Here is a 13,179-nt window from a genome sequence, read left to right on the forward strand (position 1 = left end):
GGTTTGCGGCTAGGGGGAGGGGGTGCGCCGGCGCGTGGGGTCTTGCCGGTGGTGCAGCGAGTGGTGGGGTGGTGCCAACAGAATGGCGTCAGGTGTCGGGGCGCTGGCAACGCTTGGGCAGCGTCGCGCGATCAAGGTAGGTTTGCAGATGGCAGGGGTGCTGACTAGCGTCCTTCGACGACCGACCGGGTCAAGGGCGATGGCTTGCCAGGAAGGCGACCAAGGAACCGCATTCGAGCAGCGTGTTGCGGCGTAGTCCGCATGCCGTCAGCGCATGGTCTTTGCGCCCATGACTAGCAACGGTGGTTCATGGGACGTTCATGGGCAACAGTACCATCTGTTTTCCCTGGAGGTGCAGCCGATCCTGGATTTCGCCCGGCGTCTGGTTATGCAGCCACGAGGTCAGGAAATTGACATGGCGGAAGATCAGCTTGCTGGCGAAGCAGACGCTGTTCGGAAAGTCAGTACGTAGTCGACAAGCAGCGCGGCGCCGGACACGAGTCCTGGATGCGGCCCAAGCAACGCTGTGGCAACGCGATAGCCACCGCCGCCAGTAGGAAACAACTCGATGACCTGGTTGTAGCCCACCGCGATGATGAAGACCGTGGAGGCCGTGGCCAGCGCAAGGAAAAGCGCCAGCGGCGTATGGCTGCCGAGCGCCAGAAACGCCTCCTCCGGCCCATAACAGGAAGAAGACAGGCCGTCCGCGCCTAGCCCGACCCAAGCCAGGACCGGAGCGACGGCAATGGCATGGCGCGTGGCCGGCGCAAGGGGGTCAAGCGGCTTGCCGGCCAGGTATGTCCACCATCGGGATAATCCGGCCATTGTCGCTCTCCTGCCTTCAAACCATGAAGGGTGGGCTGAATGCAGTGCCGGGATGCGATGCACAAGACGAGGCACATTCGGCCCTGCGATTACTTTAGGCGCGCGGGGAATCCGACCCAAGCAAGCAGGGCGCGTAGAGGGCTGTACTTGAGAATTTTTACGGGATTTTTATCCGCCTCGGGCAAGCTTTGACGCAGGTTGTACGTACCGTTACTTAGCATGAAGTCATGGAGATCCGAGGTGTCAGCGCACCTGGACATACAACACAAGGCAGGTTGGCCATGATCAAGATACTCGTGCCGGTTGACGGCTCGAAATGCGCTTTAGATGCGGTGCGACATGCCGCCTTCCTCTTTCGGGAGGCCGGCGGTTATTCCGAGGTAGTGCTTTTGAACGTGCAAGCGCCGCTTGAACGCGGCCGGGCGAGCGCATTTCATTCATTGGCCTCCTTGAGAGAGTGTGAGCGGCGCGACGGCGAGTCTGCACTCGCACAAGCCTGCGACATCCTTGAGGGTTCCGGCGTGCCGTATTCGTCAATCATCGGCCTGGGACATACCGCAAGAACCATTGTGAGCGCGGCCACGGCCACGCAAAGCGACAGCATTGTGATGGGTGTGAGCCTCTGGTCGCAGATCAAGGCCTACTTCGGAGCCGGACTGCCTGCAAAGGTCATCCGGAAGGCCTCAGTGCCTGTGACAATCGTGAAGCCTTCCCGCGCAGCAGGCGCGGCGATCAATGCCTGGCTACCTCAGCAACTGCATACCCATGTCCGCCCTGAACTTGTCGACTATCCGTCGACATATTGAGCGGATGCCATCCAGATCAGCTATGCCACCGGGCATACGAAAATCGCCCCGATTCTCGATGTTGTAACTCACCCTATTCGACTCGAAGACGTGCGTATCACCGGTCGGTGGCAAAAAGAAGGGTGGGGGAGAGACGGGGCGTTTTCATTGTCGTGGCTCGTGAGGTTGTCGATAGATGATGTCAAGCAGCGACTTGCCGCATCTGCAGCAAACTGAAATCCGCAATCAGGTTCCCTGCTGTCGCCCGGAATGCATGGATGTGCGGTCCTGCCATGTGCCGATGCCAATCTTCGAGCGAGGCCCACTGTTCGATGAACACAATGTGCCGAGGATCCGCGTTCGAAACGTTCAGTTCATATCGGAGGCAGCCAGTGCTGTTCTTCGCGGCATCAACGAGTTGAGTCTGCGCAGCGATCAGTTGTTGTTCGCATCCCGGTTTTGCCCAAGCTTGGGCGATGATCACCAGCGGGTCACTCATGACGATCTCCTTCATTAATTGTCCGTTGGGTGTCTGCAACCATGTCAGGCAATGGTGGGCACGGTTCCGCCCTCGGCGCGAATGGCTGCACCGTTGATTGCTGCGGCGCGATTGCTGGACAGAAATGCCACAACATTGGCAATCTCGGCTGGTTTGACCAGGCGACTAATCAGCGACGAAGGCCGGTTCTCGGTCATGAACGTACGCTCAGCCTCGGCATAGGTGAGTGTTGGATTCACGGACCCAATAAACTCCTTCAGACTCTCCGTTTCAGTCGGGCCTGGCAGCACCGCATTGACGGTGACCGCAGTTCCCCTTGTGAGTTCGGCAAGGCTGCGGGAGATCGATAGCTGTGTGGCTTTGCTCGCGCTGTAGTGCGCCATCGCAGCCATTGGCACAAGTGCGACCTCGCTGGAAATGAAGATCACGCGGCCATGACCCCGGTCGAGCATCGCCTTCATGTACTGCCTCGCCAGTCGGACGCCGCTCCAGACGTTTACTTCAAACATGCGCTGCCAATCATCGTCGCTGGTGTCGAAGAAATCGCTGAGCGCATACGTGCCCATGTTGTTGATCAGGATATCCACGTCCGGATATTTGGCGGACGCCAGCGTGGCGCCGGCTGCCGTGCTGAGGTCGGCGACCAGCGGTAGTGCCCGGCCCTCCCCGAAACGGTTTGCGAGATGCTTCACTGCGGTGGCAACGGTTTCCTGGTTTCGACCATTGATGATGACGTTCGCGCCGTCGTCGAGCAGTTGAGCGGCAATGGCGTAACCAATGCCCGATGTCGAGGCGCTGACAAGGGCAGCTTTGCCCGTGAGATCTAGATCCATTTCTGTCTCTGTAAATTCGTTACTCGTGGTATCCGGGGATGGCACGCATTGGCGGGCGGCTCCTTGAGTCCAAGTGTGGTACGCGATCATTGAAGTGACAATGGCATGTAATGGAATATGATCTTGGAATTCAATTCACAGATCAGCTTAGCCATGGACACCAGAAGTGGCGAAATGCAGGTATTTGCACGTGTTGTCGAGACAGGCAGCTTTTCAGCGGCGGCAGCGTCCCTCGGTCTTACGCCGTCGGCGGTGAGTAAGCTGATCGGACGCCTGGAAACCCGGCTTGGCGCATTGCTGTTGCGACGCTCGACGCGTCATCTCGCTGTGACGAATGAAGGAAAGCAATTTTATGAAAGCTGCGTCCGCATCCTTGACGACATCGAGGAGGCGGAATTGGGCGTGTCGCAGGACACCGCCGCTCCCCATGGCGTGCTTCGCGTGAGTGTTTCGCTGCCGCTCGGGACGCACTACATCGCTCCGCTCATGGCCGAGTTTGCGGCGCGCTATCCCGGCGTCACCCTGGATCTGTCGTTGTCCGACGCGCTCGTCGACTTGCAGCGTGAGCGCGTCGACATCGCGATACGGATGGGGCAATTACCTCTCGACGCAAATTTCCGGGCACGCAAGCTCGCAACCAGCCGACGCGCAGTGGTGGCGTCACCGAGCTACATCGAGAACGCTGGCATGCCCCGGACGCCGGGCGATCTGGCTTTCCATCGGTGCTTCAATTTCAATTTCAAGCGATCGATGGATGAATGGCCCTTCAGGATCGATGGAAGGGTGGTCTACCTCCCGGTACGGGGAGGCATCCTGACAAACAATGGCGAAACCATGCGGCAGCTCACCATTGACGGGCTCGGTATCAGCCGGCTTGGGCTATTCCATGTGATTGAAGACTTGAAAGCGGGAAGGCTGATCGAGCTGCTGGCCGCTTTCAACGGCGAGGACACCGAGGACATTCACGTTATCTTCAGCAGCCAGAAGTACATGCCAGCCCGTGCGCGTGTCTTCATCGACTTTCTCGTGGAAAAACTGACGCCGCTGTTGGCACAACCGTTCCCCACGCAAAGCCACGCCGGCGTAGACGGTTCTCTGGAAGCAGGGGAATGACCAGGTGCTGCCAATTTCCAGGTTTATCTGTCGTGGCGTGAACGATCGCATAGCACGCCGCGTGCTATATCGGCGCCATGGCAGTGTCCAGAAGTTCGTCGTCGCCACACGTGATACGGGTCCTTGGAGGCAGCCGGTATCGAGGTCATCGGCCGGTCGTCCGACATATTCGGCGATGCAAGGGAATAGGGGCGGGCCTGTCGCACGAAGCTACCCGGGCGGTCGCTATCGTTGATGCCCTCTATCAAGGGTGATGCGTTCTCAGCCAATCCTTCAGCGCATCGTTCATCCTGGTTTGCCATCCATCCCCGCTTGAGCGGAAGGCCTCCAGGACGTCTGCGTCGTAGCGGATGCTGACTAGTTCCTTCGTGCTGGCGAGCCTCGGCCGGCCCCGGCCTCGTTTGGCGAGTGGCTGCATGGCGCGCATCTGTTCGACTGATACCTCGAAGGTGTCAGGGTCTTCCGCGATGCCCCGATTGATTGCCGCGTCTTCCTCGTCCATTGGCATGACGATCTTAGGTTTGCTCGACATAATTGGTCACCTCACGTTTGTTTGCCTTGCGCAGGCTGATAATGTGCATTATTTCGCCGCGCTGGGTGAACACCACACAGTACAGTCGACCGCCGATAACGCCGAACCCGATCTCACGTACTTCGCCGTAGTCGCGGCGGTCATCGACACCTGCCATGATGTCGGGCCAGTGCGAGTGCGAGTGCAGCAGCTCTGACCTCCATCGACCGAGGCGTCTCGCCGGTAGGCGCCAGCGAATTTGGTGCCCAAAACACATTTGTTGTTAAGATTTCAAACAAAGCTTGGTACAACAACATATGGGAATAGCTGGCAATGGCAAAAACGACCGCAAACAAGACGCTCACGATCACGCATCCGGCATGCCTGGTCGATGGCTCGGACACCGAATTCCGGCATCTGGTCAACGGGTTGTTGCCGTTCGCCGCCAGGCTCTTGTCCGTGCGGGATGGCTTCGGCAGTCTGATCGGGCTCACTGGTGTCCAGTACTCGTTGATCCGCTCGATTGCACATCTGTCGCAGCAGGACGAGGTGACGGTGAACCGTCTGGGAGAGCACCTGCACCTGAGCGGGGCCTTCATCACGATCGAGACAAACAAGCTCAAGAAGCTCGGCCTGATCGACAAGAAGGCCAATCCGGACGACAAGCGCAAGATGCGCCTGACCATGACCGCGGCAGGAACTCGCCTGCTGAACGACCTGCTTCCAGTCCAGCAGCGCATCAACGACGTACTGTTCGATGGTGTCTCCCGCACCGAATTCAAGGTCCTGTGTTCGGTGGTAGACCGGCTCGTGGCAAACGGCGATCGGGCCGTGCTCGATCTGGCGCACATGCAGGCGCGCCAGAACATCGATTGAGAAGCCGTTTCAGGGAGCTTGCGGTCAGTGTGCGGCCCACTGCACGGTGCCGATATCGATGCCATCCTTGTGCATGTCCCACAGCGGACTCATCGCGCGCAGCTTTTCAACGGTGGCGGTCACCATGCCAATCACTTGATCGACTTCGGTTTCGGTCGTGTAGCGGCCAAGCGTGAAGCGAATGGAGCTGTGCGCCAATTCGTCGCTGCGTCCGAGCGCGCGCAGCACGAATGACGGCTCCAGCGACGCCGACGTACAGGCCGATCCCGACGAGACCGCGATATCCTTCATGCCCATGATGAGGGACTCGCCCTCCACGAAGTTGAAGCTGATATTCAGGTTGTGCGGAATGCGGTGCTCCAGACTGCCGTTGACATAGACTTCGTCCATCTTCTTCAGGCCATCCAGCAGCCTGTCGCGTAGCCCGCCCACGCGACGTGCTTCCTCCGCGAGTTCGAGCTTAGCCAGCCTGAACGCCTCACCCATACCAACGATCTGATGCGACGGCAGGGTGCCGGAGCGCATGCCACGCTCGTGGCCGCCACCGTGGATCTGTGCCTCCAGACGGATGCGGGGCTTGCGCCGCACGTAGAGTGCGCCAATGCCCTTGGGGCCATACAGTTTGTGGGCAGTGACCGTCAGCAGATCGATCTTGAGTGTCTCCAGATCGATGTCGATCTTGCCTGCCGCCTGGACGGCATCGCAGTGGAAGACGATTCCTGACGCGCGGCACAGCTCGCCAATCTCGGCGATCGGTTGAATCACGCCAATCTCGTTGTTGACCATCATCACCGACACCAGAATCGTGTCAGGCCGCAGCGCGGCACGCAATGCGTCGAGATCGATCAGCCCGTCCTCACGTACATCGAGATACGTGACTTCGAAGCCTTGACGCTCGAGTTCACGGCAAGTGTCCAGCACCGCCTTGTGCTCGGTCTTCACGGTAATCAGGTGCTTGCCCTTGCCGGAGTAGAAGTGTGCGGCGCCCTTGATGGCGAGGTTGTTTCCTTCCGTCGCGCCAGAGGTCCAGACAATTTCGCGCGGATCTGCGTTAAGCAGCGCGGCCACATGGCCGCGCGCGGTCTCGACCGCGGACTCGGCGTCCCAGCCATAGCTATGGCTGCGTGATGCGGGATTGCCGAAGTGCTGGTGAAGGTAGGGAACCATCTTGTCGACGACCCGTGTATCGACCGGCGTCGTTGCGCTGTAATCCATGTAGATGGGGATGTTGCGCGCCTCGTTTCTCATGATGTCTTTCATCCTGGTGGCGTTGGGGACGCTCGTGGGGAAAAACGTGCCCGCTCCCCTTTGAGAATGGCGCCGAGTCTAGCACCGCCGCCGCCGCGCCGGCCTGGTGCCATGCCGTCAATAGGGTTGATTGGCGGTCTTCCTTGTGCTCCACGCCGGCTATCAAGTTTCCCGGAAACCGTTTGCCAGCAACGGTTTCACGACCATCAGCACATTCCTTGCGTCTTCGATTGTTGTCGTTCCGAGGGTTTTCACTACCTTGAACTGATTGGTTTATTAACATTCAATACTACCTAAGTTACAAAGCTAATTAACGAAGTCAAAGACGGATGGCAATGTGCGTAGGAGGCATGATGGCTGAAGCAACTACCAACAATCACGGCGACCAGGCCGATGCGGATTCGCAGCGCCGCTTCAGGAACACCCTGGCGATGTTTGCGACCGGTGTGGCGGTCATTACCGCGCCGCGGGAAGCGGGAGTTCCGGTGGGCATTACGGTGGCGTCTTTCAACGCGGTGTCGCTTGATCCTCCGCTGGTGCTGTTTTCGGTGGATCGGCGCTGCCTGAGCCTGGCTGACCTGTGCAACGCCCCACGCTACGCCGTGAACGTGCTTGCCGATTCACAACAGGATGTCTCCAACCGTTTCGCGAAGGCGAATTCCGGCAAATGGGACGGCATCGATTTGATGGACCGCAGCAGCCAGAGCCACGTGCTGCTGCCCGACGCGCTGGCGACATTCGAATGCGATGCGTACGCCCAGCACGATGGTGGCGACCACGTGATCTTCGTCGGGCGCGTGGTCAATCACCAGGCCCGGCACGAAGGCCGGCCCCTGATCTTCTTCGGCGGCAAGTACCGGGCATTGGAAGAGATGCCGGTCCACGCCTGAACCCCCAGCAAACAGCTCATCAGGACAGGAGAACAACATGATCAAGACAGGCACCCAGCACATCGCCATGCTGCGTGATGGCCGCGAGGTCTATATCGACGGCAAGCGCGTGACCGACGTGACCAGCCATCCGGCGTTCCGCAATTCGATCCGTAGCTACGCCAATCTCTATGACTTCCAGGCGCGGCCCGAGAACGTCGAGAAGATGACCTTCCAGCCGGAAGGCACCAGCAATCGTGTCAGCCGGATCTGGCAACTGCCCACGAGCTACAACGAACTTGTCGAGCGCCGCCATATGCTGGAAGCCTGGACCGAGCTTCACTATGGCTTCATGGGCCGCTCTCCGGACCACGTGGCGTCCTGCATTTCCGGCATGTTCATGGGTGTCGACGTGCTCGAGCAGGCCAACCCTGCTCGCGCCGGTGCGCTGCGTGACTACTACCGCTATGCCCGTGACAACGATCTGTTCCTGACTTACGTGATCGTGAACCCGCAGGCCAACCAGTCGAAGGCCGCCCACGAGCAGGAAGACAAGTATCTGGCCGTGGGGATCGTCGACCAGGACGCCGAGGGCATCACGGTCCGGGGCGCGAAGATGCTCGCCACCAGCGGCATCATGGCCAACGAGGTCTTCTGCAGTTGCATCCAGCCGCTGCGCGAAGGCGACGAAATGTACGCGCTTTCGTTCGCGATCCCGATGAACACCAAGGGGCTGAAGGTCCTGTCACGCAAGTCGTACGAAGCGAACGCCACGTCGGTTTTCGACAATCCGATGGCCAGCCGTTTCGACGAGAACGACGCGGTGTTGTACTTCGACGATGTAAAGGTGCCCTGGGATCGCGTCTTCGTGGCCGGTGACGTGGCCATGTGCGCGAAGCAGTTCCACGCCACGCCGGCGCATGCGTACCAGAACTATCAGTGCCAGGTACGCCTGATGGTGAAGCTCCGTTTTCTGGTCGGCCTCGCGCACAAGATCACGGAGATCAACGGCACCAACGGATTCCCGCAGGTGAAGGAGATGCTTGGGCAACTCGCTGCCGAGGCCGGCATGGTCGAGGCGTGGGTATATGGCATGGAGGCGAAGGGCCAGGTCACCAGGAACGGCTACTTCGTGCCCGATCGCGCCATGCTCTACGGCTCGCAGGTCGTGACCCAGCAGCTCTACGCCAAGGTCCTCAACACGCTGCGCGAACTGGCTGGCGGCGGAATGATCATGCTGCCGTCCAGCATCGAGGACTTCGGCAACCCCGACCTGGTCGAGATCATCGGCAAGACGCAGAAATCGCCGGTATGCAGCCCCGAGGAGCGCGTCAAGTTCTTCAAGCTCGCATGGGACGCCGTCGGCTCCGAGTTCGCATCGCGCCACAACCAGTACGAGATGTTCTACGCAGGGGCGACGTTCGTCACCAAGGGCCATGCCTATCGGACGTACGACTGGAAGAGCGCCTCGGGACTGGTCGACAACCTCCTCGGCAGCTATTCCCTCGAAGGCGAACTGGCCCGGCAAGCCGCCGCCGCGTAACGACATCAATCGCAAGCCAATCACACACCACGGAGATCAACATGGCCGTCAACAAACTTCACGATGAATTTCACACGCTGGACATGGCGTCCGGCTGGGAAGTGCCGCCGGGCTATCCGTCCGGCATCCAGCAGAAGATCCTGTCCGGTTCGCTGGACGAGGCAGGGCGTCGCGGCAGCCGCACACGACTGCTGCGTTTCCAGCCCGGTGTATTTACTACCGCGCCATTCGTGCACAACTACTGGGAGGAGGTCTATCTGCTCGGTGGTGATCTGACAGTGGGGAACGACGCGGAAGGCGAGGGCGGCGAAACCTTCGAGCCGAATACCTACGCGTGCCGCCCGCCCGGCGCCTTCCATGGTCCCTTCAAGTCGAACGAAGGTTGCGTGCTGCTCGAGATTCACTACTTCGACCCGGCCTGATCATGGTAACGACCATCGCTTCTGCACAAGGCCAGCTCGTCGACGGTAACGCGAATGCGCTGTCGCTCCTGACGTCCTGCGTCGAACGCATCTGCAATCCGGCCGGCGAGGGGGCACGTGTCTTCCCGCATGGCGTGAGCATGGCTGCCCGCAAGCAGGCGCAGGCCAGCGACATGCTCCGCGAGCAAGGCGTGGCCGGGCCCTTGTCGGGCATTCCGGTGTCGGTGAAGGATCTTTTCGATGTGCAGGGCGATGTCACGCGGGCAGGCAGCCGGGTCTTGCCCGAGGTGCCCGCCAGCGACGATGCCCCGGCGATCGCCCGTTTGCGCGCGGCGGGCGCTGTCTTCGTCGGCCGCACCAATATGACGGAGTTCGCCTACTCCGGGGTGGGGATCAATCCCCACTACGGAACGCCACGCAATCCGTACGACCGGCAAGCGGGCCGCATTCCAGGCGGCTCGTCCTCGGGCGCCGCGGTATCCGTGACCGACGGCATGGCGTTGGCCGCAATCGGCTCGGATACCGGCGGCTCGTGCCGTATTCCCGCGGCGTTGTGCGGCATCGTCGGCTTCAAGCCGACGGCAAGCCGCGTGCCACTAGATGGCCTGGTACCGCTGTCGAGTTCATACGACTCGGTGGGCTGCATGGCCAACACGGTGGCCTGCTGTGCGGCTGTCGATGCGGTCATGGCAGGCGATCCGTCCCCCATCACACCTACGCTGCTGGCGGGTCTTCGCCTCGCGGTGCCGATGGGTCTGGTGCTGGACGGGATGTCCGAAGAGGTGGCCGACGTGTTCAGCCGCACGCTTCGCCGGCTTTCCAAGGCAGGCGCCGTGTTGCGTGACGTGACCTTCGACAGCTGGAATCAGCTAAGCGACCTCGGTACGAGCGGTGGACTGGTTGCCGCTGAAGCCAGTGCGTGGCACGCGGACCTGATCTCGGCGCAAGCCGATCGCTACGACCCTCGGGTCCTGTCACGCATCCGGCTGGCGCAGGAACAGCGTGCCACGGACTACGTGCGCATGGCTCAGCGGCGCAAAGGGCTACGCAGGCTTGCCGATGCGGAACTGGCTGACTTCGACGCCGTGGTGTTGCCGACGGTGCCGATCGTTGCGCCGCGCATTGCCGAACTCGACAACGACGACACCTTCTTCGACATCAACCGGCTACTGCTGCGCAATCCGGCCGTGGCAAACATGCTCGACCTGTGTGCGCTGTCGCTGCCGTGCCATCAGCTCGGAGACGCCCCCATTGGCTTGATGCTGTTTGGCCGCCATCTCGCGGACCGCAGGTTGCTGGCGATCGGCATGGCCGTGGAGAGTGCCCTGCGGCACGAACGAGGCTAGTCACTCGCATCGCGTTTTACCTTCATCACCGCTTCGTTCTCCCGGCAACCGGCTGATGGGCGGTGGCAGTACCTGATGTACCCATAAATAGACATAGACAGGAGACGGGCATGACAAACCTTCGTTCCGGTGCTGCCTTGCTGGCAGCCTTCAGCTTGTTCGCCGCCAATGCATCGGGCGCCGATCCGGCCGCCATCAGCGATGGCGTCGTCAAGATCGGCGTACTCACCGACATGTCGTCAATCTTTTCAGATATCGGCGGCAAGGGTTCGGTGGTCGCCGCGCAGATGGCTGTCGAGGATTTTGGCGGCAAGGTGCTTGGCGCGCCGATCCAGGTCGTCAGCGCGGACCATCAGAACAAGACGGACGTGGCCGCTACGTTGGCGCGCGGCTGGTTCGACAACCAGAAGGTGGACATCATTCAGGACGCCTTGCCTTCGTCGGTTGCGTTGGCCGTGTCCAACCTCGGCAAACTCAAGCGCAAGATCGTTATCGCCAGCGGAGCGGGCACTACACGGCTGAGCAACGAGGACTGCTCACCCTACACCATCCAGTACTCGTACGACACGTATGCGTTCGCCGCCAATACGGTCAAGGCCATGACGCAACAGGGTAACAAGAACTGGTACTTCCTCACCGTCGACTACGCGCTTGGCGCGTCGCTGGAAAAGGACGCCACCGAGGCGCTGCGTTCCGTAGGCGGCCAGTTGAAGGGGCAGGCCAGGCATCCGATCAACTCGCCCGACTTGTCGTCATACCTGATGCAGGCGCAGGCGTCCGGTGCGCAGGTTATCGGACTGGCCAATGCGGGCGCCGATACAGTGAATGCCATCAAGACCGCGTCAGACTTCGGCATCAATGGTGCCGGCAAGAAGAAGCTGGCAGGGCTGCACATGTTCATCAGCGACATCCATAGCCTTGGGCTGCCTGCGGCGCAAGGCATGATGCTGACCACCTCGTTCTACTGGGATCGCGACGACGCGACGCGTGCCTGGTCGCAGCGATTTTTTGCGAAGACCGGCCGTATGCCGACGCTGGTCCATGCCGGGGTGTACTCGTCCACGATGCATTACCTGAAGGCCGTGCAGGCGGCTCGTACCGACGAGAGCGACGCTGTCATGGCGCGCATGCGTCAGACGCCGGTCGACGACTTCTTCGCGCACAACGGCACGATCCGACCCGATGGCCTGATGGCGCACGACATGTACCTGGTCGAGGTAAAGCGTCCGGCCGAGTCGAAGCGTCCGTGGGATTACTACAAGATCAAGAGCGTGATTCCCGCCAGTGAGGCGTTCCGCCCACTCAGCGCCAGCACGTGTCCGCTGGTGAAGAAGTAACCCAGGCGCCCAAGGTCATTCAGGTCATTTCACAACTCACATACCGAGCAGAGCATGGCAACCATTCATTTTGAAGTCGATACCCCGCAAGGGCGGACCACGCGTGCCATTGGCATTCACCAACTCGTCATCGCCGGATGGACCGGCAGGGACGTTGAAGCGATGGAGGCCCATATTCGGGAGCTCGAGGAACTTGGCGTCAAGCGACCCGCCTATACACCCGTGTTCTACCGTGTGGCTGCGGAGCGCCTGGCCTCAGCAGAAGACATCCAGGTCAGTGGCGAAGCCAGCAGCGGAGAGGCGGAGTTCCTGCTCGTCAAGGATGCGGACGAGATCCTTGTCGGCATAGCTTCCGACCATACCGATCGCGAAGCCGAGACCTTCGGCATTACCTTGTCCAAGCAGATGTGCGAGAAGCCGTGTGCGTCAACCTTGTGGCGCCTGGCGGACGTGGAGGGGCACTGGGACCAGTTGGTGCTGCGCTCGTACGCAACCATTGGCGGCGAGCGCGTGCTGTATCAGCAAGGACCGGTCACCGCCATGCGCTCGCCGCAGGATCTGATGGAGCGGTTCCTGTCGCACGGCGGCAAGTTTGAAGAAGGGGCTGCAATGCTGTGCGGCACGCTTCCCGCCATCGGCGGCATCCGCGCGGCCGAGCGTTTCGAGATCGAGCTGGAGGACCCGGTGCTGGGACGGAAGATTTGTCACGCCTACGCGGTGACCACGCTGCCTGTTGCTGGCTGAATGCCGGTATGCCCCCAAACTTACCCAGGCAGCGCCACGGAGTTACGGCAATGCACCAAGACCTGATATTGGAAACGCGCAATCTCGGCAAGGCCTTCCGTGGCTTTGCCGCGGTGAGCGGCGTCAACCTGCGCGTCAAACGCGGAACAATCCACGCCCTGCTGGGCCCCAATGGCGCGGGCAAGACCACCTGCTTCAACCTGCTTACCAAATTCCTGGAGCCCACCA

Annotated in this window: 15 protein-coding genes and 1 pseudogene; 10 read left to right on the forward strand and 6 right to left on the reverse strand. The window is 60.7% G+C overall.

The genetic code is table 11. The features are described 5' to 3' along the window. Window positions 1-438: 438 nt before the first annotated feature. A pseudogene (locus ACO550_RS39055) lies at window positions 439-825 on the reverse strand (amino acid transporter); the annotation flags it as partial. A 281-nt stretch (window positions 826-1,106) separates the two neighbouring features. On the opposite strand from ACO550_RS39055, the gene ACO550_RS39060 reads away from it, so the two are divergent. Continuing rightward, entirely contained in the window at window positions 1,107-1,631 is a 525-nt protein-coding gene (locus ACO550_RS39060) for a universal stress protein (RefSeq protein ID WP_315598710.1), read from the forward strand. A 181-nt stretch (window positions 1,632-1,812) separates the two neighbouring features. On the opposite strand, the gene ACO550_RS39065 is transcribed toward ACO550_RS39060, so the two are convergent. Continuing rightward, window positions 1,813-2,109, reverse strand: coding sequence for an antibiotic biosynthesis monooxygenase (locus ACO550_RS39065; RefSeq protein WP_315598711.1), 297 nt, complete (start codon window positions 2,107-2,109; stop codon window positions 1,813-1,815). Window positions 2,110-2,153: 44 nt separating this feature from the next. Then, window positions 2,154-2,942, reverse strand: coding sequence for an SDR family oxidoreductase (locus ACO550_RS39070; protein ID WP_315598712.1), 789 nt, complete (start codon window positions 2,940-2,942; stop codon window positions 2,154-2,156). A gap of 123 nt (window positions 2,943-3,065) precedes the next feature. Between ACO550_RS39070 and ACO550_RS39075 the strand changes: the two genes are divergently transcribed. Continuing rightward, complete coding sequence (locus ACO550_RS39075; protein WP_315598713.1) at window positions 3,066-4,055, forward strand: LysR substrate-binding domain-containing protein; 990 nt, start codon at window positions 3,066-3,068, stop codon at window positions 4,053-4,055. A gap of 244 nt (window positions 4,056-4,299) precedes the next feature. Here the strand turns inward: ACO550_RS39075 and ACO550_RS39080 are convergent, their stop codons facing one another. Further along, entirely contained in the window at window positions 4,300-4,587 is a 288-nt protein-coding gene (locus tag ACO550_RS39080) for a BrnA antitoxin family protein (protein ID WP_315598714.1), read from the reverse strand. Further along, on the reverse strand, window positions 4,571-4,744 hold the full coding sequence (locus tag ACO550_RS39085; RefSeq protein WP_315598715.1) for a BrnT family toxin: 174 nt from the start codon (window positions 4,742-4,744) through the stop codon (window positions 4,571-4,573). The genes ACO550_RS39080 and ACO550_RS39085 overlap by 17 nt, the downstream gene beginning before the upstream one ends. Before the next feature lie 155 nt (window positions 4,745-4,899). Here ACO550_RS39085 and ACO550_RS39090 point away from each other — a divergent pair, with 155 nt between their 5' ends. Then, a complete protein-coding gene (locus ACO550_RS39090) occupies window positions 4,900-5,442 on the forward strand; it encodes a MarR family winged helix-turn-helix transcriptional regulator (RefSeq protein WP_315598716.1) in 543 nt (180 codons plus the stop codon). Window positions 5,443-5,466: 24 nt separating this feature from the next. On the opposite strand, the gene ACO550_RS39095 is transcribed toward ACO550_RS39090, so the two are convergent. Beyond that, the gene (locus tag ACO550_RS39095; RefSeq protein WP_315598717.1) at window positions 5,467-6,690 is read right to left on the reverse strand and encodes an IscS subfamily cysteine desulfurase; all 1,224 of its coding nucleotides are present in this window, start codon (window positions 6,688-6,690) and stop codon (window positions 5,467-5,469) included. A gap of 350 nt (window positions 6,691-7,040) precedes the next feature. On the opposite strand from ACO550_RS39095, the gene ACO550_RS39100 reads away from it, so the two are divergent. The 7 genes from ACO550_RS39100 to ACO550_RS39130 all read left to right on the forward strand — a co-directional run. Then, window positions 7,041-7,580 (forward strand): flavin reductase, encoded by a 540-nt coding sequence (locus tag ACO550_RS39100; RefSeq protein ID WP_315598718.1) that lies wholly within the window; start codon window positions 7,041-7,043, stop codon window positions 7,578-7,580. Window positions 7,581-7,617: 37 nt separating this feature from the next. Next, window positions 7,618-9,102: a 4-hydroxyphenylacetate 3-hydroxylase family protein gene (locus tag ACO550_RS39105; protein ID WP_315598719.1), complete on the forward strand. Its 1,485-nt coding sequence runs from the start codon at window positions 7,618-7,620 to the stop codon at window positions 9,100-9,102. Between the two features lie 41 nt (window positions 9,103-9,143). Further along, window positions 9,144-9,524, forward strand: a complete 381-nt coding sequence (locus ACO550_RS39110; RefSeq protein WP_315598720.1) for a cupin domain-containing protein — start codon at window positions 9,144-9,146, stop codon at window positions 9,522-9,524. Window positions 9,525-9,526: 2 nt separating this feature from the next. Beyond that, a complete protein-coding gene (locus ACO550_RS39115) occupies window positions 9,527-10,870 on the forward strand; it encodes an amidase (protein WP_315598721.1) in 1,344 nt (447 codons plus the stop codon). 110 nt (window positions 10,871-10,980) lie between these two features. Then, the gene (locus ACO550_RS39120; protein ID WP_315598722.1) at window positions 10,981-12,207 is read left to right on the forward strand and encodes an ABC transporter substrate-binding protein; all 1,227 of its coding nucleotides are present in this window, start codon (window positions 10,981-10,983) and stop codon (window positions 12,205-12,207) included. Window positions 12,208-12,261: 54 nt separating this feature from the next. Beyond that, window positions 12,262-12,951, forward strand: coding sequence for a DUF2848 family protein (locus ACO550_RS39125; protein WP_315598723.1), 690 nt, complete (start codon window positions 12,262-12,264; stop codon window positions 12,949-12,951). A gap of 50 nt (window positions 12,952-13,001) precedes the next feature. After that, the coding region (locus tag ACO550_RS39130) for an ATP-binding cassette domain-containing protein (protein WP_315598724.1) at window positions 13,002-13,179 on the forward strand (178 nt) is incomplete at its 3' end.

The sequence above is a fragment of the Cupriavidus sp. genome, from assembly GCF_057315035.1.